Annotated in this window: 26 protein-coding genes; 19 read left to right on the forward strand and 7 right to left on the reverse strand. The window is 60.1% G+C overall.

What is annotated here, in order from left to right; genetic code table 11:
* The first annotated feature begins 2 nt into the window (after window positions 1-2).
* The 14 genes from rplO to ACESSC_RS00805 all read left to right on the forward strand — a co-directional run bounded on the left by rplO (window position 3) and on the right by ACESSC_RS00805 (window position 9,334).
* Window positions 3-452, forward strand: coding sequence for a 50S ribosomal protein L15 (rplO, locus tag ACESSC_RS00740; protein ID WP_006235267.1), 450 nt, complete (start codon window positions 3-5; stop codon window positions 450-452).
* Window positions 446-1,732, forward strand: coding sequence for a preprotein translocase subunit SecY (secY, locus tag ACESSC_RS00745; RefSeq protein WP_089573561.1), 1,287 nt, complete (start codon window positions 446-448; stop codon window positions 1,730-1,732). Before rplO ends, secY begins: the two co-directional genes overlap by 7 nt.
* An 18-nt stretch (window positions 1,733-1,750) precedes the next feature.
* Window positions 1,751-2,377, forward strand: a complete 627-nt coding sequence (locus tag ACESSC_RS00750; RefSeq protein ID WP_055252238.1) for an adenylate kinase — start codon at window positions 1,751-1,753, stop codon at window positions 2,375-2,377.
* Window positions 2,374-3,162 (forward strand): type I methionyl aminopeptidase, encoded by a 789-nt coding sequence (gene map / locus ACESSC_RS00755; protein WP_006235270.1) that lies wholly within the window; start codon window positions 2,374-2,376, stop codon window positions 3,160-3,162. Before ACESSC_RS00750 ends, map begins: the two co-directional genes overlap by 4 nt.
* 104 nt (window positions 3,163-3,266) lie before the next feature.
* Window positions 3,267-3,485 (forward strand): translation initiation factor IF-1, encoded by a 219-nt coding sequence (infA, locus tag ACESSC_RS00760; protein WP_035137443.1) that lies wholly within the window; start codon window positions 3,267-3,269, stop codon window positions 3,483-3,485.
* Between the two features lie 150 nt (window positions 3,486-3,635).
* A complete protein-coding gene (gene rpmJ / locus ACESSC_RS00765; protein ID WP_006363204.1) occupies window positions 3,636-3,749 on the forward strand; it encodes a 50S ribosomal protein L36 in 114 nt (37 codons plus the stop codon).
* 14 nt (window positions 3,750-3,763) lie between these two features.
* Window positions 3,764-4,138 (forward strand): 30S ribosomal protein S13, encoded by a 375-nt coding sequence (gene rpsM, locus ACESSC_RS00770; protein ID WP_022094275.1) that lies wholly within the window; start codon window positions 3,764-3,766, stop codon window positions 4,136-4,138.
* A 14-nt stretch (window positions 4,139-4,152) separates the two neighbouring features.
* Entirely contained in the window at window positions 4,153-4,557 is a 405-nt protein-coding gene (gene rpsK, locus ACESSC_RS00775; RefSeq protein WP_006235274.1) for a 30S ribosomal protein S11, read from the forward strand.
* Window positions 4,558-4,576: 19 nt separating this feature from the next.
* Window positions 4,577-5,173 carry a 30S ribosomal protein S4 gene (gene rpsD / locus ACESSC_RS00780; protein ID WP_006235275.1) on the forward strand — a complete coding sequence of 199 codons (597 nt, stop codon included), beginning with the start codon at window positions 4,577-4,579 and terminating at the stop codon, window positions 5,171-5,173.
* A gap of 32 nt (window positions 5,174-5,205) precedes the next feature.
* A complete protein-coding gene (locus ACESSC_RS00785) occupies window positions 5,206-6,147 on the forward strand; it encodes a DNA-directed RNA polymerase subunit alpha (RefSeq protein ID WP_006235276.1) in 942 nt (313 codons plus the stop codon).
* 30 nt (window positions 6,148-6,177) lie between these two features.
* The gene (rplQ, locus tag ACESSC_RS00790) at window positions 6,178-6,645 is read left to right on the forward strand and encodes a 50S ribosomal protein L17 (RefSeq protein ID WP_006235277.1); all 468 of its coding nucleotides are present in this window, start codon (window positions 6,178-6,180) and stop codon (window positions 6,643-6,645) included.
* 92 nt (window positions 6,646-6,737) lie between these two features.
* Window positions 6,738-7,562, forward strand: a complete 825-nt coding sequence (gene truA / locus ACESSC_RS00795) for a tRNA pseudouridine(38-40) synthase TruA (RefSeq protein ID WP_117629206.1) — start codon at window positions 6,738-6,740, stop codon at window positions 7,560-7,562.
* A gap of 161 nt (window positions 7,563-7,723) precedes the next feature.
* Window positions 7,724-8,764 carry a glycosyltransferase family 2 protein gene (locus ACESSC_RS00800; protein WP_373160848.1) on the forward strand — a complete coding sequence of 347 codons (1,041 nt, stop codon included), beginning with the start codon at window positions 7,724-7,726 and terminating at the stop codon, window positions 8,762-8,764.
* Between the two features lie 132 nt (window positions 8,765-8,896).
* Complete coding sequence (locus ACESSC_RS00805; RefSeq protein ID WP_006235280.1) at window positions 8,897-9,334, forward strand: arginine repressor; 438 nt, start codon at window positions 8,897-8,899, stop codon at window positions 9,332-9,334.
* A 184-nt stretch (window positions 9,335-9,518) separates the two neighbouring features.
* Here ACESSC_RS00805 and ACESSC_RS00810 read toward each other — a convergent pair whose 3' ends face one another.
* The gene (locus ACESSC_RS00810; RefSeq protein WP_373160850.1) at window positions 9,519-11,735 is read right to left on the reverse strand and encodes a transglycosylase domain-containing protein; all 2,217 of its coding nucleotides are present in this window, start codon (window positions 11,733-11,735) and stop codon (window positions 9,519-9,521) included.
* Window positions 11,736-11,955: 220 nt separating this feature from the next.
* Here ACESSC_RS00810 and ACESSC_RS00815 point away from each other — a divergent pair, with 220 nt between their 5' ends.
* From ACESSC_RS00815 to ACESSC_RS00830, 4 genes are all read left to right on the forward strand, one after another.
* Window positions 11,956-13,872 carry a U32 family peptidase gene (locus ACESSC_RS00815; RefSeq protein ID WP_373160852.1) on the forward strand — a complete coding sequence of 639 codons (1,917 nt, stop codon included), beginning with the start codon at window positions 11,956-11,958 and terminating at the stop codon, window positions 13,870-13,872.
* A gap of 96 nt (window positions 13,873-13,968) precedes the next feature.
* Entirely contained in the window at window positions 13,969-15,180 is a 1,212-nt protein-coding gene (gene tyrS / locus ACESSC_RS00820) for a tyrosine--tRNA ligase (protein WP_346963639.1), read from the forward strand.
* Window positions 15,181-15,539: 359 nt separating this feature from the next.
* Window positions 15,540-17,360 (forward strand): adenine deaminase, encoded by a 1,821-nt coding sequence (locus ACESSC_RS00825; RefSeq protein WP_118079444.1) that lies wholly within the window; start codon window positions 15,540-15,542, stop codon window positions 17,358-17,360.
* Between the two features lie 206 nt (window positions 17,361-17,566).
* Entirely contained in the window at window positions 17,567-18,361 is a 795-nt protein-coding gene (locus tag ACESSC_RS00830) for a Cof-type HAD-IIB family hydrolase (protein ID WP_346963640.1), read from the forward strand.
* Window positions 18,362-18,471: 110 nt separating this feature from the next.
* Here the strand turns inward: ACESSC_RS00830 and ACESSC_RS00835 are convergent, their stop codons facing one another.
* The 6 genes from ACESSC_RS00835 to ACESSC_RS00860 all read right to left on the reverse strand — a co-directional run bounded on the left by ACESSC_RS00835 (window position 18,472) and on the right by ACESSC_RS00860 (window position 23,080).
* Window positions 18,472-19,314, reverse strand: a complete 843-nt coding sequence (locus ACESSC_RS00835; protein ID WP_373160854.1) for a Cof-type HAD-IIB family hydrolase — start codon at window positions 19,312-19,314, stop codon at window positions 18,472-18,474.
* An 87-nt stretch (window positions 19,315-19,401) separates the two neighbouring features.
* Window positions 19,402-20,820, reverse strand: coding sequence for a citrate synthase (locus ACESSC_RS00840; RefSeq protein ID WP_373160856.1), 1,419 nt, complete (start codon window positions 20,818-20,820; stop codon window positions 19,402-19,404).
* Between the two features lie 77 nt (window positions 20,821-20,897).
* Complete coding sequence (locus ACESSC_RS00845; protein ID WP_006235289.1) at window positions 20,898-21,185, reverse strand: ACT domain-containing protein; 288 nt, start codon at window positions 21,183-21,185, stop codon at window positions 20,898-20,900.
* 395 nt (window positions 21,186-21,580) lie between these two features.
* Window positions 21,581-22,288: a site-specific integrase gene (locus ACESSC_RS00850; RefSeq protein ID WP_373160953.1), complete on the reverse strand. Its 708-nt coding sequence runs from the start codon at window positions 22,286-22,288 to the stop codon at window positions 21,581-21,583.
* A gap of 18 nt (window positions 22,289-22,306) precedes the next feature.
* Entirely contained in the window at window positions 22,307-22,558 is a 252-nt protein-coding gene (locus tag ACESSC_RS00855; protein ID WP_006235292.1) for a helix-turn-helix domain-containing protein, read from the reverse strand.
* Between the two features lie 9 nt (window positions 22,559-22,567).
* Window positions 22,568-23,080, reverse strand: a complete 513-nt coding sequence (locus ACESSC_RS00860) for a DUF2975 domain-containing protein (RefSeq protein WP_006235293.1) — start codon at window positions 23,078-23,080, stop codon at window positions 22,568-22,570.
* A 552-nt stretch (window positions 23,081-23,632) separates the two neighbouring features.
* On the opposite strand from ACESSC_RS00860, the gene ACESSC_RS00865 reads away from it, so the two are divergent.
* Complete coding sequence (locus tag ACESSC_RS00865; RefSeq protein ID WP_373160858.1) at window positions 23,633-25,855, forward strand: hypothetical protein; 2,223 nt, start codon at window positions 23,633-23,635, stop codon at window positions 25,853-25,855.
* The last annotated feature ends 3 nt before the right edge of the window (window positions 25,856-25,858 follow it).

Below are 25,858 nucleotides of genomic sequence, written 5' to 3' on the forward strand. Positions count from 1 at the left end.
AAATGCAGCTTCACGATCTTACTCCCGCGCCCGGTTCCACCAAGAACCGCAAGCGCGTCGGCCGTGGCAATTCTTCGGGTCACGGCACCACTTCTGGCCGCGGTCAGAAGGGCCAGGGCTCTCGCTCTGGTGGCACCAAGGGTGCCGGCTTCGAGGGTGGCCAGACTCCGCTGGCTATGCGCCTGCCCAAGCTTCCGGGCTTCCGCAATCCCCGTCGTATCGAGTACACCGCTGTTAACGTTGAGCGTCTCGAGCGTAAGTTCGAGGATGGCGCTGTGATCGACGGTGCCGCTCTTAAGGCCGCTCGCATCACCAAGAGCGAGTTCGAGCCCGTCAAGGTGCTCGGCAATGGTGAGCTCACCAAGAAGTTCACGGTCAAGGTCGACAAGGTCAGCGCTTCTGCGCAGGCCAAGATCGAGGCCGCCGGCGGAAAGGTCGAGCTGCCGTGCTAAATGGTCTTAAGAATGCTTTCCGCATCAAAGAATTGCGCGAAAAGATTCTTTTTACCATAGCTATGCTCGTCGTGTACCGCATTGGTGCGCACGTTCCTGTGCCCGGCATTCCCTTCCAGGGGATGCTGGGCCTTTTCTCGACCGATAATAATTCGGTCGCCGCAGGTGCTATGGCCCTCCTGAATCTTTTCTCTGGCGGCGCGTTGAGCTATGTGTCGGTGTTTTCGCTGGGCATCATGCCTTACATCACCAGCTCGATCATCCTCCAGATGCTCCAGGCCGTTGTGCCTTCCCTGCATGAGCTTGCCCGCGAGGGCGAGGTCGGTCAGACCAAGATTACGCAGTATTCGCGTTACCTCACATTGGCTCTGGCAATCCTCAACTCCGTGGGTTACCTCTTCCTCTTTAAGAGCTTCGGCATCAGCTTCAATGGCGCCGGCGCTCCCGAGATCATCTTCGACCTCATGGTCGTCGGCACGCTCACCGCGGGCGCCATGCTGATCATGTGGATTGGTGAGCTCATCACCCAGCGCGGTATCGGCAATGGCATGTCGCTGATCATCTTTGCGAACATCATGGCCGGTCTGCCGCAGGCGATCTTCTCCAGCACCGAGGGCAATGCTGGTGGCATCATCACCATGGTGATCATCTGCGCCATCATCCTGCTGGTTATCCCGCTGATTGTTTTCCTTGAGCGCGGCCAGCGCCGCATCCCGGTCTCCTACGCTAAGCGCGTCGTGGGCCGTCGCATGATGGGTGGCCAGACCACCTACCTGCCCATCAAGGTCAACACCGCGGGTGTCGTGCCGATCATCTTCGCTTCGGCGCTGCTGTACTTCCCGGCTCAGATTGCCGTGTTCTTCCCCGGCATCGGCTGGATTCAGGCAGTTGCCTCCGCGCTTTCGACCGGTTGGCTCAACTGGGTGCTTAACGTTGTCCTCATCGTGTTCTTCGCGTACTTCTACACCTCCATGGTGTTCAATCCCGATGACACGGCCGACAACCTTAAGAAGCAGGGCGGCTTTATTCCGGGCGTGCGACCGGGTAGGGCTACCGCGGCCTACATCAAGAACGCGCTCAACAAGATTACGCTTCCCAGCGCTGTCTTTTTGGCGCTCATCGCCATCGTGCCTTCGATCATCTTCTCCTTCACGGGTAACCATCTGATCCAGGCATTTGGTGGCACGTCCATCCTCATCATGGTCGGTGTCGTGCTCGACACGGTCGATAAGCTCGAAGGCCAGATCAAGATGTATGATTACGATGGATTCTTTAAATAGGCTAGAGGAGGATTGCTCATGAACCTCGTATTGCTCGGAGCTCCGGGTGCCGGTAAGGGTACCGTCGCACAGGAGCTCGTCGCCGAGTTTGGCGTCGCTCACATTTCCACGGGCGACCTGCTGCGTGCTGCCGTCAAGGGCGGCACCGAGCTTGGTATTCAGGCTAAGAAGTACATGGACGCTGGCGAGCTCGTTCCCGACCAGCTCGTGATCGACCTTGTCAAGGAGCGCCTTGCTGCCGATGACGCCCAGCAGGGCTTCATCCTCGACGGCTTCCCGCGCAACACCGCCCAGGCTGTGACGCTCGATTCCGAGCTCTCCGCTATGGGTCGCGAGATCGACTGCGCCCTTCTGGTCGACGTGGCCCCCGAGGTCATCATCGATCGTCTGTCTTCGCGTCGCACCTGCCGCGCCTGCGGTTACACCGGCACCGCTGCCGATGCTACCTGCCCCAAGTGCGCAGGCGAGATGTATCAGCGCGACGACGACAAGCCCGAGACCATCAAGAACCGTCTCGACGTCTACGAGAAGTCCACGAGCCCGCTCGTCGACTACTATCGTGGCCAGGGTCTGCTCAAGTCGGTCAACGGTGACCAGGCTCGCGAGACCGTGTACGGGGATGTCAAAGAGGCTCTCGGTCTATGATCAAGATTAAGTCTGCAACGCAAATCGAGCAGATGAAGAAGGCAGGAGCGCTATCTAAGATGGCGCTCCGCCACGTTGGGGCCATGGTGCGCCCCGGCGTTTCGACTTTTGAGCTCGATCAGCTCGCGGAGCAGATTATCCGCATGCATGGCGGCACCCCGGCCTTTAAGGGTTACGGCGGGTTCCCGGGGACCATTTGCGCATCGATCAACGATGCCGTGGTCCACGGTATTCCCAACCCCGACATGATCCTGCGCGATGGCGATATCATCTCCATCGATACGGGAGCCGTTGTCGACGGTTGGGTCGGCGATAACGCATGGACGTTTTTCGTCGGCACCCCCACGCCCGAAGCCAAGGCTTTGTGCGAGGTCACGCGCGATTGCCTTAAGGCTGCCATCGAGCAGGCTGTTCCCGGTAACCATATCGGGGACGTCGGTTATGCCGTTCAGTCCCTCGCCGAGTCTCACGGTTACGGCGTGCTTCGTGATTATGTGGGTCATGGCATTGGCCGCGTGATGCACGAGGACCCCAACGTTCCTAACTATGGAAAGAAGGGGAGGGGCGTTCGCCTCCAGGCCGGCATGGTCATTGCCATCGAGCCGATGGTTACGATGGGTTCCAACCATGTGAGCACGGGCTCCGACGGTTGGATTGTTACGACCAACGACCACCTGCCCGCCGCGCACTACGAGAACACCGTCGCCATTACCAATGACGGTCCGGTGATTCTCACCACGGATGCCCAGGGTGCTTGGTGTTCGCTCCAAGGCGGAGAAATGTAACAAGTTCCACTTAGTTGTGGAGCCATTACGAAGTTATTACGATGCGTGCATACGTGTTGTAGAATACTCAATCGCTGTCGTTTTCTAGAGAAAGATGATTGCTTGTGAAGAAGGAAGACGCAATTGAGCTCGAGGGTACGGTAAAGGAACCGTTGCCCAATGCCATGTTTAAGGTTGAGCTCGAGAACGGTCATTCGGTTCTGTGCAACATTTCTGGCAAGATCCGAATGAATTACATCCGTATTCTCCCCGGTGACAGGGTTGTCGTGGAGCTTTCCCCGTACGACCTGACCCGCGGCCGCATCACCTATCGCTACAAATAGCGGCATGCATACACGCACTCCATTTCCGACTGCAGGCTTAGCTCAACCTACGGTCGGATTGTGTGTGAAGACCAGCCATAGTTTTAAACGCCTGCGGCTGGGCGAGTAGATAGTAGGGAAGTAGTTTGAGCGCTACCGAAAGGAAGAACGATGAAGGTACGTCCTTCGGTCAAGAAGATGTGCGATAAGTGCAAAATCATTAGGCGCCATGGCAAGGTCCTCGTCATTTGCGAGAACCCCCGTCATAAGCAGCGTCAGGGTTAAGAGAGGAGACTACGTTGGCCCGTATTAATGGTGTCGACCTCCCGCGTGAGAAGCGCGTTGAGATCGGTCTGACCTACATTTACGGCATCGGCCGCACCACTGCGACGAAGATCTGCGTCGAGTGCAACGTTAACGTGGATACGCGCGTTAAGGACCTCACCGAGGATGAGGTTAACGCCATCCGTGATTATATCGATAAGAACCAGATCATGGTTGAGGGCGACCTCCGCCGTGAGCGCAACCAGAACGTCAAGCGCCTTATGGACATCGGCTGCAACCGCGGCCTTCGTCACCGCAAGGGCCTCCCGGTCCGCGGCCAGCGCACCCACACTAACGCTCGTACCCGCAAGGGCCCGAAGCGTCAGATCGGTGCTAAGAAGAAGAAATAAGGAGCGCTAGATAGATGGCTACTGCTAAGAAGAACGTTCGCGCTGCCCGTCTGAAGCGCGCGGACCGTAAGAACATTTCCGTGGGCCAGGCTCACATTCGTTCTACGTTCAACAACACGATCGTTTCGATCACCGATCCCCAGGGCAACGTCATTTCCTGGAAGTCGGCTGGCCAGGTGGGCTTCAAGGGCTCCCGTAAGTCCACGCCGTTCGCTGCCCAGATGGCTGCCGAGGCTGCTGCCAAGCAGGCCATGGAGCACGGTATGAAGAAGGTTTCCGTCTTCGTCAAGGGCCCCGGCTCCGGTCGTGAGACCGCCATTCGCTCCCTCCAGGCTGCTGGCCTCGAGGTCTCGAGCATCCAGGACAAGACCCCCATTCCGCACAACGGCTGCCGCCCCAAGAAGCGTCGCCGCGTGTAACTGAAAGGATCGTATCAATATGGCAATCGACAGGACTCCTGTTCTTAAGCGCTGCCGTCAGCTCGGGATCGATCCCGCTGAGCTCGGTTACAGCAGCAAGAAGGAATCTATCCGTCAGCCCAAGCGCCGTCGCAAGGAATCTGAGTACGGCATGCAGCTGCGCGAGAAGCAGAAGGTCAAGTTCATCTATGGCGTTCTGGAGAAGCAGTTCCACGGCTACTTCAACAAGGCCCGTAAGATGAACGGCGTCACCGGTGAGAACCTCATGATCATCCTTGAGTCTCGCCTTGACAACGTCGTCTTCCGTCTTGGCTTCGCCCGCACCCGCAAAGAGGCTCGTCAGTCCGTCCGTCACGGTCACTTCACCGTGAACGGCAAGCGCGTGGATATTCCGTCCTACCGCGTCAAGGCCGGCGACGTCGTCGCTGTCGGCGAGAAGTTCCGTGACCTCCTCCCCATCAAGGAGGCTCTGATTTCCTCCGAGCGCTTTGAGGTCCCTGGCTGGCTCGAGGTCGATATCGAGAAGCTGTCTGGTAACGTGCTCGCTCTGCCGACGCGTGAGCAGATCAGCGGTGATATCAACGAGCAGCTCATCGTCGAGCTCTACTCTAAGTAGTCCATCCGGGCTGCTGAGGCTGGAGGTAATACATGTCAGAATTCATTAGGCCTCAGGTTCAGGTCGAAGAGATCAACGAGACGTCTGCTCGTGTCTCCGTCGAGCCGCTCGAGCGTGGCTACGGCGATACGCTGGGTAACTCCCTTCGTCGCGTTCTTCTGTCCTCGCTCGAGGGTGCCGCCGTCGAGGCTATTCAGATCGATGGTGCGCAGCACGAGTTCATGACCATCCCTAACATGGTCGAGGATGTCACCGACATCGTCCTGAATGTCAAGGGTCTTGTCTTCAGGGCTCTCGGCACGACCGACGAGGCGACCGCCACCATCTCGGTTGACGGCCCCTGCGAGGTCACCGGTGCGGACTTCTTTATTCCGTCCGAGTTTGAGCTGGTCAACCCCGAGCAGCACATCGCTACGCTCACCGAGGGTGGCCATCTCACCATGAGCATGCGCATCGGCTATGGCCGCGGCTATGTTTCTGGCGAGGCCAACAAGCGCGACAACGATCCCATCGGTGTGATCCACGTCGACTCGCTGTACTCGCCGGTTTCCCGTTGCGCCAAGCTCGTTGAGGCTTGCCGTGTCGGTCAGCACACCGACTACGACCGCCTTGTCCTCGAGATCGAGACCAACGGCTCCATCGCCCCGCGCGACGCCGTGGTCCAGGCTGCCAATATCATCAACCAGCATATGGCCGCCTTTATGAACCTTGCCGAGACCCCCGAGGTCGAGGAGGAGGCTTCGATCTTCGCTCCCGAGGTCACCAACGACAACGCCGAGCTGGACAAGCAGATCGAGGATCTGGACCTTTCCGTCCGTTCCTACAACTGCCTTAAGCGCGCCAGCATTCACTCGGTCCGTCAGCTCGTTGAGTTCTCGGAGAACGATCTGCTTAACATCCGTAACTTCGGTGTTAAGTCGATCGAGGAAGTGAAGGACAAGCTTGAGTCCATGGGCCTGAGCCTGAAGGCTTAATGCTTCGCATATTTGAGGAGAAACTAGACCATGCGTCACAACGTTAAGAAGGGCCTGAAGCTCGGCACCGATGCGAGCCACACCAAGGCCATGAAGAAGAGCCTGGCCAAGGCCCTCTTCGAGAACGACCGCATCAAGACCACCGAGACCCGCGCTAAGGCGCTGCGTTCGGTCGTCGATCCGATCATCACCTGGGCCAAGAAGGGCGACCTGCACTCTCGTCGTCTGGCCATCGCCAAGCTCGGCGATAAGCAGCTCGTTGCCGAGATCTTCGACAAGGCTGCCCAGGGCATGTGGCAGGACCGCAACGGCGGTTACACCCGCATCATGAAGCTCGGCAACCGTAAGGGCGACAACGCTCCTATCGTTATCATGGAGCTCGTCACCGAGCCTTGCACGCCTAAGGCCAAGAAGGCTGCTCCGGCCCCCAAGAAGGCCGCTGCTCCCAAGAAGGTCGAGGCCGTCGAGGAGGCTCCTGCTGAGGAGACCGCTGAGTAGACAATCCGTCTGCATAGGCTATATTCGAGGGGTACGTTCGCGTACCCCTCTTTTTTTGTCGCGATACCGTTGATTGTTTGTTGGGAGCGCCCATGACCGCGCCGTCTGATTTCAATTCGATTCCTGAGCTCGATGCCACGCTTGTATTCTGTGTTGCCTATGATGGCTCGTCCTATAGCGGATTTGCCGAGCAGCCGGGCCAGACGACCGTTGCGGGCGAGTTGCGCCGCGCTATCGAGACGCTGCTGCGCCGCCCGATCGATCTGACGTGTGCGGGTCGTACCGATGCCGGCGTGCATGCGGTGGCCCAGTACATTAGCGTGCCCGTAACGGACGCTGAGCTTGCTCTGACGCGCCGTAGGTGGCTGAGGGCTATGGATGCCCTCCTGCCCAAAGATATCGCCATAAACGAGGTCTACAAGGCCCGTAGGGGCTTTTCTGCCCGCTTTGACGCGCGGTCCCGTACGTATACGTACCGTATTGCCGATCGCGATGCGCGCCCCGTGCTCTCGCGCGGTGCGGTGTGGTGGCATCGCTATCCCCTCGACGTCGATGCGATGGCGGCCGCCTGCCCTGCGCTTTTGGGCGAGCAGGACTTTAAGAGCTTTTGCAAGGTTGCCTCTGCTGTGGGCAAGCCCACGCACCGCTGCGTGATGCGTGCGGAGTTTGGCCACGAGGTCGCTTTTGGCGAGGATATCCTGACCTTCACTATCGAGGGCAATGCGTTTTTGCACTCGATGGTGCGTACCATTGTAGGAACGCTCGTGGAGATTGGCATGCATCGTCGCGATCCCCAGTGGATGCGCGAGGTTATTGACGCCCGTGACCGAACCGCTGCGGGTCCCACGGCGCCTGCCTGCGGCCTTACGTTTATGGGTGTGGATTACGGCCCCGACGAGCTTGTCGTTCTCGACTAGGGGAGTGCTCGGCGCGTCTGTGCCTTGCACATACTATGTGTGAGCTGCGCGTGTGCAACATCTGTTCTTGGCGTGCAACATGTTAGGCGGCTCGTTGCTTTTATAGCTCGGGTGTACCATGAACGACAGTTTGATTTGGTGTTATCGAGAGGATGGAAAACTTGGTTCGACGTTGTTCGCATCCGCGACTTTCGGTGATCCTTGTGGTAGAAGGTTCGCCCAGCTATGCGATGCGTGCGCTCGAGAGTATCCAGAACCAAGACCTCTATGATTTGCAGATTGTCGTTGTCTGCCGCGATGCTGTGCCCGGTGTGCGCCATTCGCTTCAAGTTGCTGCCGACAGGGACATCCATATTGATTTGATTGACGTCGAGGACGCGAAGCGCGGCGCTTGTCTTCGTGCCGGTTTTGATGCCTCGCGCGGCTCTCAAATCATCGCCATGAACGCCGATGAGTGGTTTGCTCCGCAGGCCCTTTCCAAGATGGTCGATATCGCGTGCGATACTGCGGCAGACATTGTGCTCCCCTCGGTGTCGCTCGATCGATACGATGCGCATCGCGAGCGTCATTCGCGCGTCTTGGATGCTGCCTCTATTGCCATAGAAGACGAGTCTTCTATGGTGACTGGGCTGCCCCAGTTGATTTTAGGCGGCTTGGTTGCTCAAGTCTCTGGCGTGATGTACAGCCGTTCACTGTTTGAGGCATGTCTTTTGTGCGATAAGACGTTTCGCACGGTTGGGTTTATGGCGTGCGCGCTCTCGCAGGCACAGCGCGTCTCCGGATGCGGCGACGCTTGTTTCCACGCGGCGGCGCCTAAGCTTACAGATGCCTTTGATCCCACCATGTATGCCAAGGTATCCGATGACGCCCGGGCGCTCGACGAGCTTGCGGACTCACTCTCGGAAGCAGATAGCGGTGGTCGGCTCAAGCTGGCAAGCCAAAAGTTCTACTTTGCCGGACTGGTCGCCTGCATCGAGAATTTGTGTCTGAGCCCGCATGGAGTGTCGTCAATCGAGCGTTCCGCCCGCATGCGTGATATGCTCGAGGCGCCTCGAACCCGTCAGATGGTCGCCGCGCTCAAGGATAACCATCGGGGACTCGGTCTGTTGTTTGGGCCGATCGCCAGCGCCAAGCCCGCGCGCTGCGTGATGTGTACGCATCTGGCAGCTTTTCTTAACCGGACGGGCGCAAAAACCGCCTAAACGGCTCATTACGAAACAAACTTGCATAGAATTGTTTCGAAATGCGTTCTTATACACAAAAGCCTTCAAATAGCGTTAAACTATTCAATCACTGATTGATTGTCTCCGCCATCTTTTGGAGAGAGGGTTTGTATGGCTAAAAAACGCAATGGGCGCCAGGATGCCATTAGAGATATTGTGCGCAATAAGGATGTCCGCACGCAGCGCGTGCTGGTCGATGAGCTCCGTGCTATGGGCTTTGATTGCACGCAGGCGACTGTCTCTCGCGATATTGCCGATATGGGGCTGCGTAAGCTCCCTGAGGGCATCTATGTTCTGGCAGAGGACCTGCACCTGCAGCGTATGGTTTCCGAGCTCGTAACGGGCGTTCTGCGTACCGATAATCTGGTTATGATCAAGGCTCAGCCTGGCACGGCTTCCGGCATCGCCGCCGCCGTTGATGCGGCAGAGTTGCCCGATGTGCTTGGCTCGCTTGCCGGCAACGATACGATTTTGGTTATTGCCCAGACGGCCGAGGACGGCGAGCGTCTCGAGGCGCTGATCAATAAGCTGAGCAATTCTCGCAAGTAGGTGTGCGGGCCGTGCGCTCGGCATTGCGTGCGCTGACATAGTGGCTTGTAAGGGGCATCGACGTTGGTCGGTACCCCTTTTTGTTTGCCGGTATAAAGACCGCCCACCAGGTCGCTTCAAACTAAAAGGCCCCGAGCAGTTCAATAAGCTGCTCGGGGCCTTGTTGGCTTTAGTCGCGTACTTCTTAGCCGACCGTATCGTCAGGCGTGGGCGAGGGGTCGGGAGTGGGCGTAGGCGTAGGCGTGCCGCCATCGCCGCCGGTCGAGCCACCAGTGGAGCCGCCCGTCGAGCCACCAGTGGAGCCGCCCGTCGAGCCACCGGTCGTACCGGTGCCGCCGGTGGTGTCGCCGCCCGTGGTCTCGGTGGTCGTGGTCGTCGTGGTAGTTGTTGTGGTGGTTTCCTCTTCCTCTTCGTCCTCGTCCTTGTCGTCGTTCTCCGACTTCTTGGTGTTGTTGGTGCCGTAGAACTTCCAGACGCTGTTGTTCTTGTAGGTGGGCGCCGTTCCGGTCGCAAACTCCTCGCGCTCGGTACCGGTCAGAACGGTGTTCATAAACCGCTTAAAGACAGGCAGGTTGGTGCTGTCGCCCAGCAGGTCCGTGCCGTACTTTTGGATGGGGATCTCGCCCGCGGAATAGCCGGTCCACAGGGCGCACGCCAGCTGCGGGGTATAGCCGCAGAACCAAAGGTTGGTGGTGTTGTCGGTGGTGCCCGTCTTGCCGGCATAGGGCTGGTTGACACTCAGGGCGCCGGCAGCACCCGTACCGCTGCCCTTCATGACGCCGGACAGAACATCGGTGACCGCGGCGGCCTCGCCCTCGGTAAGCACCTGTGAGGGATTGTCGGTGTGCTGGTACAGCACCGAACCGGTACGAGAATCAATCTCGGTGATGGCGATCGGCTGGCGATAGTAGCCGCCGTTGGCAAACGTCGCGTAGGCGGCGGCCATCTCGAGTGGCGAGATCGAGCCGGTGCCGAGCGTCATGACGGGAACGTCCTCGATGTTGTCCTTGGCGGGGTCGATGCCGAGCTTTTTGACGAGCGACATGATCTTGTCATTGCCGATGGCTTCGGCCACCTGAATGTAGCCGGTGTTGGATGAGTATGCCGTTGCCTGCTTGAGCGTGATGTTGCCATAGCTCTGGTTGCCGTAGTTTTGCACCTCGGTCGTGGTGCCCTTGGCCTTGAGCGGCGAGTTGCAGTTGAGGGTGACGTTGGGGTTCATACCGTTTTGGATGGCAGTTGCCAGCGTAAAGGCCTTAAACGTGGAGCCCACGGGGCGCTTTGCCGTAGCGTGGTTCACGTGATTCTCGTCGGCGTTGTAGTCGTAGCCGCCCACCATGCACTTGATGTAGCCGGTCTTGGGGTCAACGACGACCATGCCCATGTCCAGTCCGTCGAGCGAAAGCGTGTCGAGCTGCGAGCGCACGGCCTCCTCGGCCACCTGCTGCATGGTGGGGTCGATGGTGGTCTTGACGGTCAGACCGCCCTTAAAGAGCACGTCGGTGGAGAACTCCTGCTCAAGCAGCTGCTTAACGTAGGCGACAAAGTAGGGCTGAGAGTACACATCGACGCCACTGCCCGAAATCTCGGTCACGTTAAGCGTGATGGGCTCAGCCTGCGCGGCATCGTGCTCTTCCTGCGTGATGTGGCCCAGACGCAGCATGTTGTCCAGAACCTTGTTGCGGCGGGACAGCGCCAAGTCGGGATTAACCGTGGGGTCGTACTGCGAGGGCGAGTTGGGAAGGCCGATCAGCAGCGCGGCCTCGCTCAGGGTGAGGTCGGCGGCGGTTTTGGACAGATAGGTCTCGGCGGCGGCCTCGATGCCATATGCTCCATGGCCGTAGTAGATGGTGTTGAGGTACATCATGAGGATCTCGTCTTTGGAGTACATATCCTCCATCTTGATGGCGATATAGGCCTCGCGCACCTTACGCTCGATGGTCGAGTCGAATTGTTCCTCCTGCAAGATGGTGTTGCGAACCAGCTGCTGGGTGATGGTCGATGCGCCCTCGTGGCCGCCGGTGAGGGTTGCCACCGATGCGCGTGCAATGCCCCAGAGGTCGATGCCGCCGTGCTCGTAGAAGCGCTCGTCCTCAACGTCAACGGTGCCCTGCAGCACGTACGGGGACACTTGGTCCTTGGTGATGGACTTGCGGTTTTGCGTATAGAAGCTGGCGATCTTGTTGCCGTTGCAGTCAACAATTTCGGTAGGCTCGCTGACCAGATAGGCGTTGGCGTCGGTGTAGTCGGGCAGGTCGGACAGCCAGCGGTTGACGTTGCCGATCATGCCGATGCCAAATGCTACGCCCGCGATGAGCAAAAAGCCCAAAAGCGAGAGCAGGATGACGGGCAGGGCGTGCGTCTTAGAGCGACCGTGTCCCTGTCGTTGGCGAGGACCCATATATTGACCTCCAAGTATGTCGTGCCAGGCGGCGGGTATGCGTCGGGCAGGATGGACATAAGTTATTACACGATAAACCAAACGAGGCACGCGGGGCCTCGTGTATGCTGGATGACGGCATTTTTCAGAGTGAATGCATACCTTGGTGAGGAGTTTACCGATGGCGATTCGGCCGATGGAACCGAGCGGACAATGCGAAAGCGAGTTGGCGGCGGCTGGAGTGGCGCTGCCCGAACTGCTGGCGCCTGCTGGCGGGCTCGACCAGATGCTCGCGGCGATTGCGGCGGGTGCCGATGCCATCTATGCGGGGCTGGACGGATTCAACGCTCGAGTGAGCGCGCATGGCTTTAACGATGATGAGTTCGCGCGCGGTTGTGCCGTGGCCCATGCCCATGGCGTGCGTGTGTACGTGACGCTCAACGTATTCGTGTTCGATGATGAGCTTGCCGACGCCGTGGCGTTGGGGGCGCATGCGCACGCGTTGGGTGCCGATGCGTTGATTGTGGCCGATGCCGGGCTGGCTTGCGCGCTACGTGCGGCGATTTCGGGGGTCGAGATTCACCTGTCCACTCAGGCGGGCGCTCATAGCGAGGGTGCCGTGCAGTTGGCTGCCAAGGAGTTGGGCGTTGAGCGCGTGACGACTGCGCGCGAGCTGAGCGTTGCAGAGATTGAGACGCTTTGTGCTACTGGCGTGCCCATCGAGGTGTTCTGCCACGGCGCTATTTGCATTGGATACTCGGGTGCGTGCGGGTTCTCTGCCCTTCGACGTGGCCGCTCTGCGATGCGCGGTGATTGCACGCAACCGTGCCGTCTATCCTATGACCTGGTGGACGAGGCGGGGCAGAGTGTTGTCGCTGTCGAAGGGGATCGCCTGCTTTGTCCGCGTGACTATCTGGGCATCGCGCATCTGCCCGAGCTTGTTGCCGCCGGCGTGGCAGCGCTCAAGATCGAGGGCCGCATGAAGAATCCCGACTACGTCTTTAACGTGGTGAGGGTGTGGCGTCGGGCGCTCAATATGCTGCGCGACGGCACATGGGATGCCGATGCGGTGCCGGCGCTTGAGCGCGAGCTGGGAAGGTCGTTCAACCGCGGCTTTACCGATGCGTATCTGCGGGGTCGTTCGGGCGCCGAGCTCATGAGCTTTGAGCGCGCGATCAACCAGGGCGTGCGCGTGGGCCACTTGGTGGCGGTGGGTCACGAAGAGGTGACGGTTGAGCTTGATGCCGCCGTGGCGGCGGGCGATACGCTCGAGATCCGATTTTACCCGGGTGCCGACGCGCGTCCCGATGTGCCCAAGCGCTGGCCACAGGTGCCTTGCCCCGTGGATGCCGCTGCGGGAGAGCGCATCGTCGTGCATTGCAAACGCAAGGTGGACGCGGGCTGCGAGGTCTATCTGATTCGCAGTGCCGGCGTGCTGGGGCAGACGGCAACGGTGTTGGAGCGCATGCGGGTCGAGGCAGATGCAGTCGCGCCTGCTGAGCAGTCCGTTGAGGTGCTGCCGTTTGAGGGCGTTCTGGCAGATGGCGATGTACCGACGGAGTTGGCGGGACCGGCGGAGCCGGCAAAGCATGAGGCTTTTGCTCGTATGGTCTTTGCCTGGGAGCTGATGGATTTGGATCCGCGCGATGAGTGGGATCTGTCCGATGCGACGGTGGTGCTCGACGAAGTGTGCCGTGCAGGCGACGCCGAGCGGACTCGAGCGCTTATGCAACGTGCCGGGCGCGTCGTCTGCCGCAATCTGGGACAGGTGGCGATGGCCCGCGAGCTGGGCACGACGTTTGACGTGGCGGCGCCGGTGTTCTGCGCCAATCGGGCCACGCTTGCCTGGCTGCGCGGGCTTGGCGCGAGGTGGGTATACTTGCCTGCCGAGTTGCTCAGCAATGACAGGGAGCGTATCGCCGAGCTGGCTGCTGAACCCGGCGTCTTGGGTCCGGTCGACGCCGACCGTCCCGAGCTCATGGTGTGCGAGCACTGCCTGCTGACCGCCGAGGGCGTCTGTGCCACCGATGCGACGGGGCAGGTCCGTTGCCGCGACTGCTTGCGTCGTCGGCAGGTGCGATATCTGGTCGAGCGTGACGGTACGCGTCTGCCAGTTGCCATCGACGCATGCGGCAGGACGAGGATTTTCCTGTCGTAGATGCTGCGTCGCGTCAGTTTGTTATCATAAGAGAGTTTATGGACTTCCAGCACCGCCGTTTTCGGCGAGGGTGCTATAGCAAAAGGAGGATACCCAATGCTGTCTGTTGACGAGCAAATGCGTATCATCACCTCGGGCGCCGCGCAGATCGTTCCCGAGGCCGACCTTCGCAAGAAGCTTGAGAAGGGCGAGCCCCTCAACATCAAGCTCGGCGTCGACCCCACCAGCCCCGACCTGCACTTGGGCCACGCCGTGCCGCTGCGCAAGATGCGTCAGTTCCAGGACCTGGGCCACAACGTCACCCTCATCATCGGCAACGGTACCGCGTTGATTGGCGACCCTTCGGGCAAGAATTCCACCCGTCCGCAGCTTTCGCAGGAGCAGATCGAGGCCAATGCCGAGACCTACGTGAGCCAGGCCATGAAGATCCTGGATCCCGAGAAGACCACCATCGTGCACAACGGTGACTGGATCTTGTCGATGGATCTGGCCGGTCTGCTGCAGGTGTGCTCCAAGTTCACCGTCGCCCGTATTCTCGAGCGCGACGACTTTACCAAGCGCTACCAGTCTCAGACGCCGATCGCCCTGCATGAGTTCCTGTATCCCGTGATGCAGGCTTTCGACTCCGTGCAGATCAAGGCCGACGTGGAGATGGGCGGCACCGACCAGCTCTTCAACCTGCTTGCCGGCCGTGAGCTCATGGAGAAGATGGGCATGGAGCCACAGATCGCGCTCACCATGCCGCTGCTCGAGGGCACCGATGGCGTCCGTAAGATGTCCAAGTCCTACGGTAACTACATCGGCCTGACCGACGCGCCCAAGGATATGTTCGGCAAGACCATGTCCATCCCCGACGAGATGATCGGCAAGTACTACCGCCTGGCGAGCTCGCTCACCCCGGCCGAGGTCGACAAGATCGACGCTGCCCTGGCCGACGGCTCCGCCGATCCCTATGAGCTCAAGCGCGCTCTGGGCCGCGACCTGTGCGACACCTACCACGGCGCCGGTGCAGGCGACGAGGCTCAGGCCGAGTTCGACCGCGTGTTCAAGGAGGGCCAGCTCGCCGACTTCCCCGAGAAGCACATTGAGCTGACTGTTAACGACGAGGGCCAGATCTACCTCGCCGGCCTGCTCAAGGACCTGGGCCTTTCGGCCAGCGCCGGCCAGGCCCGTCGCGACATCGACGGCGGCGGCGTCAAGATCAACGGCAAGGCCGTGGCTCCCAAGAGCTACAACATCGACCCCAGCGCCCTCAAGCTGGGCGACACCCTCTCCGTGGGCAAGCGCAAGGGCTTTAAGTTGATTTAGGTCCGCCGTTCTGCCGAACGGCGGACCGGCCGACGCTGCGCGGGCCGCATTTGGACAATCTGACGTTCAACTTCAAGGGCGCGACCAGAAGGTCAGCGCCCTTTCGTTTCACGTCACCTTGTCACAAATGCGGCCCGCTCGCTGTCGTTGCCAAAACATCGGCGCTCCCGTTGTTGTCACTTTGGGACACTCCTTGTCATTGGCGCAAAGCAACCTGTTCCCATTGCGCCATGCGGCGTGTGCCGTTAAGCGGAAGGGGTGTTATCGGCGGCCTCCTTTTGGGCATACAATGGCTATTGGTTTGCTGCGGTGAAGGCATGTCCGCTCCGCAGCTTTTTTCTACGGTTAAAGGAGTATGTATGTCCGTTGAGGTCATGAGGTCTGTGATCGAGGCCGCCGAGGGTCGCGTGCCCGTTGACACGCTGTTTGCCAACGCACAGATTGTCGATGTGTACGGTCAGCGCGTGGCGCCCGGTAGCGTTGCCGTCAAGGATGGCGTGATCGTCGGTGTGCTCTACGATGGTCGCGACGATGCCGCCGGCACCTACGAGGCGACCGAGGTCATCGATTGCCAGGGCCGCTATCTTGCCCCCGGTTTTATTGACGGACACTTGCATATCGAGTCTTCGAACATCCGCCCTGCCGAGTATGCGCGCATGGCGGCGACGCGCGGTACCACCACCGCTATTGCCGACAGCCACGAGATCGCTAATGTTTCTGGCTTGGACGGCCTGCGCTTTATGATCGAGGACGGTCGTCGCGCTCCTATTTCCATCAAGTACATGATGCCTTCGTGCGTGCCCGCGCTGCCCGACGAGCAGGCCGGTGCCGTCATCACCGCTGCTGATATGCAGGCGTTTTTTGCCGAGCATCCGGGCGATGTCTTTGGTCTGGGCGAAATGATGAACCTGCCGGGCGTCTTTATGGCCGATCCCGAGACCTGCGCTCGTATCGACGCTGCCAACCAGACGCCGTCCAAACAGGTTGACGGTCACGCCCCGCTCGTTGCCGGCAAGGACCTCAACGCCTATGCCGCAGCAGGTATTATCGCTGACCATGAGTCGACGATTCCCGAGGAGGCGCTCGACAAGCTGTCTCGCGGCATGTACGTGATGCTGCGCGAGGGTACGTGCAGCCATGACCTGGCCAACCTGTCGCCGATGCTGCTGGAAAACCCCGCCCGTGCCCGCCGCTGCTGCTTTGCGACCGACGACCGCGCCCCTTCCGACGCGCTTTCGACCGGCATGATCGACAATGCCTGCCGCGTGGCTATCGAGGCCGGCATCGACCCGGTGGTCGCCATCTCCATGGCGTCCCTCTCCACGGCCGAGGCGTTTGGCCTGGATCACGGCTGCCGCGACCCGCACGAGCTCCGCGGCGCCATCGCCCCGGGCAAGCGTGCCGACCTGCTGGTGCTCAATGACCTGACGTTTGCCACGGCTCCGCATCGCGTATATGCCGCCGGTGCCCTGGTGGCGCAGGACGGTACCTTTGTGGGCGAGATTGCACCCGAGATGGCCGAGGTTGCGGCCCTTGCCGACGAGCTGCGCGCCTCCGTTAAGCTGCCGAAGCTTTCGCTCGACGTGTTCGACTATGCCTTTAAGCCGGGCGAGGCCGTGATCGACGTGGTGCCGGGTAAGGCCATCACGGGTATGGTTCGCCCCGAGAGTGCCGAGGGCCTGCGCCGCATTATGCTGATCGAGCGCCATGGCCGCGGCGTGTCGCTGCAGGCCGAGGGCGCCGACGGTGATGGTCCTGCGGGCCTGGGTCTTGTCGGCAAGCATATCGGTCGCGGCTGGGTGCGTGGCTTCACCATCACAGGCGGTGCCATCGCCTCGACGATCGGTCACGACTCGCACAACGTATGCGTGGTGGGCGACAATGCCGCCGATATGATGGCTGCCGTCGAGGCCGTGGGCCAGGGCGGTCACGTACTGGTGCGCAACGGCGAGGTCGTGGCGCGCATCCCGCTGGCGCTCGGCGGCCTGATGAGCGAAGGCACGGCCGAGGATGTCGCCGCGCAGCACGACGACTTTATGGTCAAGGCGCGCGCTATGGGTATTGAGCCGCCGCTCGACCCCATCATGGGCATCATCTTCCTGCCCCTGCCGGTTATCCCGACGCTCCGCATCCGCCCCGAGGGCATGTTCGACGTCACAACCTTCACCTACGCCGACTAGTCATCGGGGACGTTCTTAAACGTCTAGTCGCCTGCGACACTCTTTGACGTGTTGCCTGGCGCTGCGACCGTGGGACCTCTGACGCGCGTGAGCTATTTGCTAGGTCCTTGTAACGTTTGCGCCCGCGGAGTCTTACCTGAGCTCCCTTTGGGTACGTTGGAATTGGATACACGTTCGATTCCAACAAGCCCGAAGGGAGCTTTTCCATGTTTAAACTGATTGCATCCGATATGGACGGCACGTTGCTTGACGAAAACAGCCAGGTGCCTCCCGAGACCTACGAACTGATTCTGGCGCTACACGAGCATGGCGTGCATTTTGCCGCATCGTCAGGTCGCCGCTACGATCGCCTGTGCGAGTTCTTTGCGCCCGTTCGCGACAAGATGGACTTTGTCGCCGCTAACGGTGCCCAAGTCTACGCCGACGGCAAAATGGTAGACCGTGAGGTGTATTCGCACCTGGCGATTCGAAAGCTCGCCCAAGCAGTCGCGACGTTTCCCAATCTGCATCTTGCGCTCTTTGACCGAACCAAGTCCTTCCTGCTCGATGACGAGTGCAAGTTCGTGCGTGAGGTCGATAAGGACCTTCCCAATGCCGAGCGTATTTGGGAGCTGCCCGATCCCAGCGTAAATATCATCAAGGCGAGTATCTTTTGCGATGACGGTGTCGTTATGGACAGCGCCTACGTGCTACAGCGCGAACTTGGTCAGCTCTTTACTTTTGCGCCTTCGGGCAACGCGTGGATCGATGCTATGCAGCCCGGTGTGTCGAAGGCCTCGGGCATCGCGCAGCTCGCGGAACACTACGGCATTGGACGCGACGAGGTCATGGCGTTTGGCGACTCGATGAACGACTACGAGATCATTCGCTTTGTCGGCACGGGCTGCGCGATGGAAAACGCGCGCCCCGCGCTCAAAGCGGTTGCCGATCGCGTCGTAGGCTGCAACCGCGACCACGCCGTTCAGCAGGAGCTCCGTCGCGTGCTGGAGAGTCTCGCCTAATTCGGCAGATGGAGACGTTCCTTTTCTGTCGGCAGCCGGGGACAGTCTTTGCGGCGCCCCGCGAGGAGTGTCCCCAACGACTACTTAGCTACCCTGCCGGGTTGCTGCTGCTAGGCGAGGGCGGCCATGATGGTGCGGGCGACGCCGTCGTGGTCGTTGTCGTCTTCGGTGATGGCGTCGGCGGCCTCGCGATCCTCGGGCTCGGCGTTGATCATGGCCATGCCGTGGCCTGCTGCCTGTAGCATGGGAATGTCGTTGATGTTGTCGCCGAACGCCCAGGCGTCGGCGAGACGCTCGCCCAGGTGCTCGCATAGCCATGTAAGGGCCGTTCCCTTGGTGGCGCCCTCGCCCATGACCTCGATATTCATGGCGTACGAACGCGTGACCTCGATGCCTCCGAGCGTGTCGAGCTCAGCCGCGATGGCATCGCGATCGGCCGGGTCGTGCCAGTACATGGCGATGCGTTCGAGCGTCTCGACCTCGTCGATCTTGCTGTCGATATCCATGTCGATCGGTGTTCGTGTGCGCTTGAGCGAAGCCGCGATGTGGGGGTCGCCGCCGCAGAACTCATCCAGACGCGCGTAGAGCGAGCGGGGGAGGAAGCACTGCCCATCCGCGAAGATATCGAAGGTCACATCGTGGCCGGCGGCGATGCGATGGATGCGATGGGCAATGCCGCGATCGAGCGGACGGCTCAATATGCGCGTGGCGCGCGAGACATCGGTGGGCATATCGTCGTCGAGCTGCCAGACACTGGCGCCATTGGCACAGACGGCATAGTGCACGGCGGGATGGGCGAGGATGGGCTCAAAGATGCCCGACAGTGGACGTCCCGTGCAGGGCACAAATTCAATCCCGCGTCGAGCGAGTTCGTCGAGCATCGCCCAGGTGGCATCGCTCATCTGCTTATCGCTCGTCAACAGCGTTCCATCCATATCGGAAAACACAATCATTCGATGCAGCCCTTTCTGCTGGCATAAAAAGCGTGGCCGAGGGCGGTGATGCCCTGGCCACGCTCGGGTTCTATAACGGTCCGCGCCCTAACGGTCGGCGAGCGGCTTGTACTCCAGCGGCTCGATAACCGGGCGATACGCGGGACGGATGATGCGGTGCGCGCAGAAGAGCTCTTCCATGCGGTGCGCCGACCAGCCGGCCATGCGGGCGACGGCGAATAGCGGCGTAAAAAGCGTCTCGGGTACGCCGAGCATCTTGTAGATAAAGCCTGTGTATAGGTCGATGTTGGCGCAGATAGGCTTGGTCATGCCGTGGTCGCGCATCACCTGCGGTGCCAGGCGCTCGATGCGCTCGATGAGCGCGAACTCATCGCCCAGGTCCTTCTTGGCGGCAAGTGTGCGCGCGTAACGGCGGCACACCTCGGCGCGCGGGTCGCTCAGCGTGTAGACGGCGTGGCCCATACCGTAGATGAGGCCCGTGCCGTCGAAGGCCTGCTTGTCGAGAATCTTGCCCAGGTAGGCTGCGACCTCGTCCTCGTCCTCCCAATTGGAGACATGCGCACGGATGTCCTCGTGCATGGACACGACCTTGGCGTTGGCGCCGCCGTGGCGCGGGCCCTTGAGCGAGCCGATAGCCGCGGCGTAGGCGGAATACGGGTCGGTGGCCGAGGAGGACAGCACACGGCAGGCAAACGTGGAGTTGTTGCCGCCGCCGTGCTCGGCATGCAGCATGAGCATCACGTCGAGCAGCATGGCTTCGTCGCGGGTGAACGCCATGCCGCCGCGCAGCACCTGCAGGATGGTCTCGGCGGTGGAGAGGCCGGGTGTGGGGTGCGGGACATGAACCTCGGAGCCGCGGCGCTTGGCGACCGAGGCCATATGCGCGAAGGCGGCGATGCGGGGGAGACGGGCGAGCATGGAGATGGCGACGTCGATTTCGTGCTCGGGTGTAATGGCGTCGGGCTCGGCGTCGAAGGCGTAGAGCAGCAGCACGGCACGCTGAAGCACATTCATGATGCTCGACGACACTGTGGTCATGGGGAACTCGCGGACGTATTCGTCGCTCAGGTGCCTAAAAGCACCCAGACGTTCGCAAAAACCGTCAAGCTCTTCCTTGGTGGGCAGAGAACCCGTGATGAGCAGATAGGCGACCTCTTCGTAGCCGTAGCGATTCTCGGCCTGGGCGTTGTTGACCAGATCCTCGATGCTGTAGCCACGAAGCGTGAGTTTGCCTTGATCGGGCACGACCTTACCGTCGACCTTGTTGTAGCCATGTACGTCCGAGATGCGAGTGAGGCCCGCGACCACGCCCGAGCCGTCGGCATTGCGCAGGCCGCGCTTGACATTGTGCTCGACAAACAGGCCCTCTTCATAAGGATCGGTCGGAAGGCCGTGGTAGAGGCTTTCGCTCTCAGACGAAATCTGGCGGCTTGCTTCGTAATCCAGAACCAGTCGGCTCAAGTGGTCATCGAAGCGGTAATAGATTTTCTTGGCGTCGTAGGCCATGCGCGCTCCTCTCCGGGCCGCATCGGGGTGGCTTGCATGGGCATGCGCGTGTCAGGCAATCCCCGGCGGCTTGCTCGCTACAGGCGGTACATAAAGTTAAAGACGTCCTCGCGCTGGATGGACACGTTGACGCCCGAAAGCTCGCCGGCCTCGGCCAGGGCCTTCTGCAGCTCAGCGAAGTCGAGCTTGGACTCGGCGGTATCGGCCAGCATGGTCATGGTGAAGATGTCCTCGATAATGGACTGCGTGATGTCGCGGATGTCGACGTTGGCCTCGCCCAGGACACGGGTGACGCCGGCGACGATGCCGGGGCGGTTCTTGCCAAGGACGGTGATGACGATACGGGAGGACGAGATCTCGGCCATGGGAAACCCTTTCGCGTGGTTGCGGCGCGCGCGGGGCGCTCCGCTACGGTACAGTGTTCATCATTGTACCTGTCTGGCGCAAAAAAGGCGCGCTCGCTGCGGCGTTACATGCCTGCAACATGAGCGTAAGGGGGAAGGCCGTACGGGGAAGAGCCGTCTGGCGCGTGTCCGGCTCGTGTTGGGTTGATTTCCGATCTCAGCCGAACACATTGAGCGGACAGGCCGTTCCCGCAGTCAGCCGAACGCCTCCGACGGCTGATTCCGAACTGGAAGCGGAGGGCATCCCCGCCCTTCGGTAGGGGATACCGCCCGCGGCGCATGCCGCGGGCGGCGCCCCTATCGGACCACCGTGACCTCAGTTGGGATGGGCCCAGCACTGCCGCGTACTCGGTGAGCTAGAGCCAACTGTTCGTCTTCACGTCGCGTATGGCGATATTTCGGTCGTCCGGCTCGGTGATGCCGTAGCCGAACGCCTGGAGCGTCTCGATGGACTCCTGGATCCTCTGTTGGAACATGGGACCCGGATCGACCCTCGGCCCGAGGTGCCCGCGCCAAAGGCACGGCGTGGCGCGCAGCATGTTATGGATTTTGGAGATGGGCTCGATGTCGGCGTAGACGTTGAGCGTCGCCATGGCGTCCTTGTGGCCGAGGATCGATTGGAGCGCCTTGATATCGCCGCCTTGGCGGATCCACTGCGTTGCGAACGTGTGGCGAAGGCCGTGGAACGTGATCAGCCCGTCGTTGGTGCCCATGAGGCCGTTGGTCTCCGAGAACGTCTTGAACGCCCTGCGGATATAGCTTGTCGTCGCGAAGGTCGCGCCCGGCTCCGACAGGATGTAGCAGTCCCCGATCTCGACCGCCCCGGTAAGGCCGCGCAAGCGCAGCTTTCCGCAGTCGATCTCGTGGGTCTCCTTCAGGAAGGGGAGTAGGCCGACCGGGTCGATGGGGATACCCCTGGCGTCATGGGTCTTGGTGTCCTTGATGAACGAACCCATTCCCTTCGCGTACGCCACCGAGTGTCTGATCGAGATCAGGCCCGTCTCGAAATCCACATCGCACCACCGAAGGCCGCAGACCTCGCCGATTCGCATCCCCGTGTGCAGGGCGAGTACGACCGCCCTCTAATCCTCGGCGGACCAATCGAGTCCGAACTCCTTTCGGGCATCCTCTTCGCTCATGACTTCGAGAAGGTCTCCGGGTTGGCAACGAAGGGCGAGGCATAGCTGCTCGAGTGTGTTGAAGCGAATGCCGCGAATATGCCCTTTTTTAATACGGGACAGGTTCACGGGCGTGGTTCCAATCCTTTCGGCAAGTTCGTTCGAGGAAATCTTTCGCTCGGCCATGATCTTGTCGAGGCGAACAATTACGGGCATGGCGTTTCCTTACGCAATCTCGTCGGAGTCGAGGTACAGCTCTCGGGCGTACAAGAAGAGCTGGGAAAGCATGAACAGGACGATGCCGAGAACCAGAGAGGTCCAATCGAATGATGAAGCGATCTCTTGGGCGCCGACGGCCCCCTCGCCGCCAAACATCGAAACGGAGGTTTTGAGTGAGCCGGCGTAGAGGCTGGTGGCAGCTTGAACAACGAAGAGAATGCCGAGCACCTTCAAGCATGTCGCAGACCCTTTCTTGAAGGGGTCTCCGCTCTTGATCGTCCACACGAGAACGGCGCTGAGGATGGTCGTAGCGATACCGATGACGGCAGGGACCAATGTCGAGATCGCAAGGGCTGGATACGCGGGGGAGTCTGCAATTACAGGGTTGTCGAGCACTTCGATTGCTGGCTTTAAGGAGAACGCCACTTGTGCGATGGCGGTGGCGCAAAGGGTCGCAGAGGCTATCGCACATGCGATGCGGAAGGAATGAAGCCGGGGAGTGCGATTGTCGGAACTCATAATAACCTCCGAAGAATTTAAAAAACTCAGGTTACTTTTTAACAGTTTATGTTAAATTGACTTTGCCGGCAAGTAATCACAGCATGCTGCAACCGAAACCCCTCTAGATTGGAGAGGATTATGTTCAGTACTGTTAAGTCGTGTAAGCTCTTGGTTTTCCTCGGCCTCGCTCTTTGTCTGTTGCTGCCGGGAGCCCCCGCTTTTGCGGATACCCCGATGCCTCCTTCCCAGGAGAGCAGCCAGTGTGCCCTCGTTGAGCCCCTCGGGTATACGGACGACGTCGTCGATACCTACTGGAGCTACAGCTGTCCTCGCGGCGTAAGCGGGCACAGCATCTCGATGTTCAACATCTCTTACAAGACGATCTCCTACCGAAATGGCTATCGCCGATCCGCGCATCATAGGGAATCCCGCCTCGCTGCAATGTGCTCCTGTGGTGTTCTTGGCACAACTGATAAATGGCAATTTGTCTATAGCACCTACTAGATGCGAGGAAGGGCCGAGCATTTTGTTCGGCCCTTCTGTTCCGACTGGATGAGGTTAAGGTTGGCGATGAATATGCTCAAAATCTCGAAGGCGATCTTTAGGTCGCTTCTCTCCTCCAGGTCGCTCTGTGTTGTCGTTGTTGCGTTGATGGTTCTTTGTGCTCTGCCCGTCTTCAGGAGCGCGGCTGGCATCGACGGACGGGTCGAATACCTCGAGTCGGGAATAACCCGTGTTGAGCAGGAATTGTCAGCATCCTATGCGGATGCGCTTGTGAATGCGGGGGAGGACGGTGTCTATACCTCTTCATCAAGCATGCCCGCGCTTCTGTACCCTCTTGCCGCGGGACGTCTTATCTTGGCACCGCTCTCTCCCCTACTTCCGTTTCTGCAGATATCGGATGGAGAGTACACCTATTATGACGGATCGAAGGAGTACTTGCTATGGGTCGCAACGGCCGTTGCCGTCTCGTTCCTTGCCGCGCGTCTTAACAAACGTGAAAAGCTCATCATCCAGGCACCGATGGGCGAGCTGGGTAGACTTGTTGCATCGAGCGTATGGGCGAGTGTTTTTGCGATGCTTGCCGTCTTCGCCGTCAATCTTCCAGGGATAATCGCCGCACTTGTGAAGAATGGCCCGGGCTCGCTGTTCTATCCGATAGGCTACGTTCAATATGCGACTCCGGTTATCAAACCGGCTTGGCTGGTGTTCGCACAGACGGCCATTTTGCAATTCTTGGTGGCGGCGTTCATCTCGCTCGTCGTTCACCTTGCCGTGAAGATTGCCAATAACCCTACGCTTGGAATCGTGTTCGTATGTGCCCTGATGGGGGCGACGATGGTTCCCGGGTATTACGGAAGATCCATCGCTTTACGTGAGTTCGCCCTGTTGAATCCCCTTACGTATGCGAACACTGAGTTGACCGTCGGCGCCTATAGCCCGTACCCGACAACGCAGATAGTGAATCTGCCTGGACTTTGCTTCGAGCGTGGCGCGATTACCCTCGTATGCGCAATCGGGATCGAGGTGCTGGCAATTAGCCTGCTTTGCGTTGCTGGAAAGAGCGGCTGCGCGCGCCCGATATCTCCGATTTGTCTTGAGAGAGGTTCCTTCACCGCATCGAGAACGACAGCCCGTTCGAGCGCTTGTGCCTCCGCCGTTGCATACGTAAGAACGATGGGGAAGCTGCTCCTGCATTCTCCTGCCCTCGCCGTATGCGCGATTGCAATGTCGACGGCGATGCTGGCCCCGGCTCTGGTCGAGGTGTTTCCTGACGCTGGTGACGTTTCCGCTGTTCGGTATAGGGATGGGGAGCTCCGTTCAATAGATCGGTATCTAGAGCAGGACGCTGCGAATATGGACGTCGAGGGCAAAGCGGCCCTGGAAGGCATGCGAGATGCTCTTTCGGGTTTCGTGTACGCGCCCACGCCTGCGGAGGGGTTTCGAAGCCTTGCGACGTACGAGCGCGCTCGAGGCGAGCTGGGCGCGGCAGATGCGACCCTCCTGCAATCGATCGGAATCGAGCCGGAGACTCCTTCTCGTGCGGAGGCGCGCGCCCTTCTGCTTGAGTCGATCGCGAGCTTGCCGGACCCCAAGGTTTACGAGTTAAGTACGAAGATGCCCCCATTAATCCTCCTTTCCTATCTCCAGGCAGCGCTTCCTTCCTTGTTTTGGCTGTTGCCCGTGGTTGTCACATCGCTTGCGTGCACCTACCTGCGGTGCCGTTCCCTTCTGGTTTTCCAAGTCCCCGCAACAGCGCATGTGCGTTTTCTGACGGCTGTTGCGCTGTCTCTCCTGCTTGGCTTGGCGCTGCTTTTGGTGTCGATGGTTCCCGCTGCGGTTGTGTCCTTGATTAAGAACGGTGCGGGTGGATCGGAGTATCCCGTCGCTCTCATTCGGGCGGGAGCTTCGACAACGTCCATGGTGGGGGAGGCGGTGTTGTGCAGTATTCCGTTGCTGGTCATGGCATACGGCGTGATTTCCGTCGTCGCTGCGTTGACAGCAGCGATTAGCCGCAACCCCGTTGTCACCGGAGTGGTTTGCGCGGTTCTCTTGGTGTTGGGTTCGTTGAGCGCTCATGTTGAAAGCGCGGGCATGGGCGTCGCGCTGCTGGCTCCATTCGCCTCGTTTGATCCCGCTTCCCAGGTGGGGACGATTGGGTTCCTTGGGCGAGGGACGAACGCGATGCCTTTTGGAGAGGTCGTCGGCGCATCGGGCGCTCTGCTGGTGGTTTTGGGCGCCGTATCTCCGTTGATGGTGCGCCTGAGTGTTCCAAAGATCGAAAGGGGATGATCT

Origin of the sequence: Collinsella aerofaciens (assembly GCF_964243765.1) — a bacterium.
In the GTDB taxonomy this organism is placed as follows: Bacteria; Actinomycetota; Coriobacteriia; order Coriobacteriales; family Coriobacteriaceae; genus Collinsella; species Collinsella aerofaciens_BU.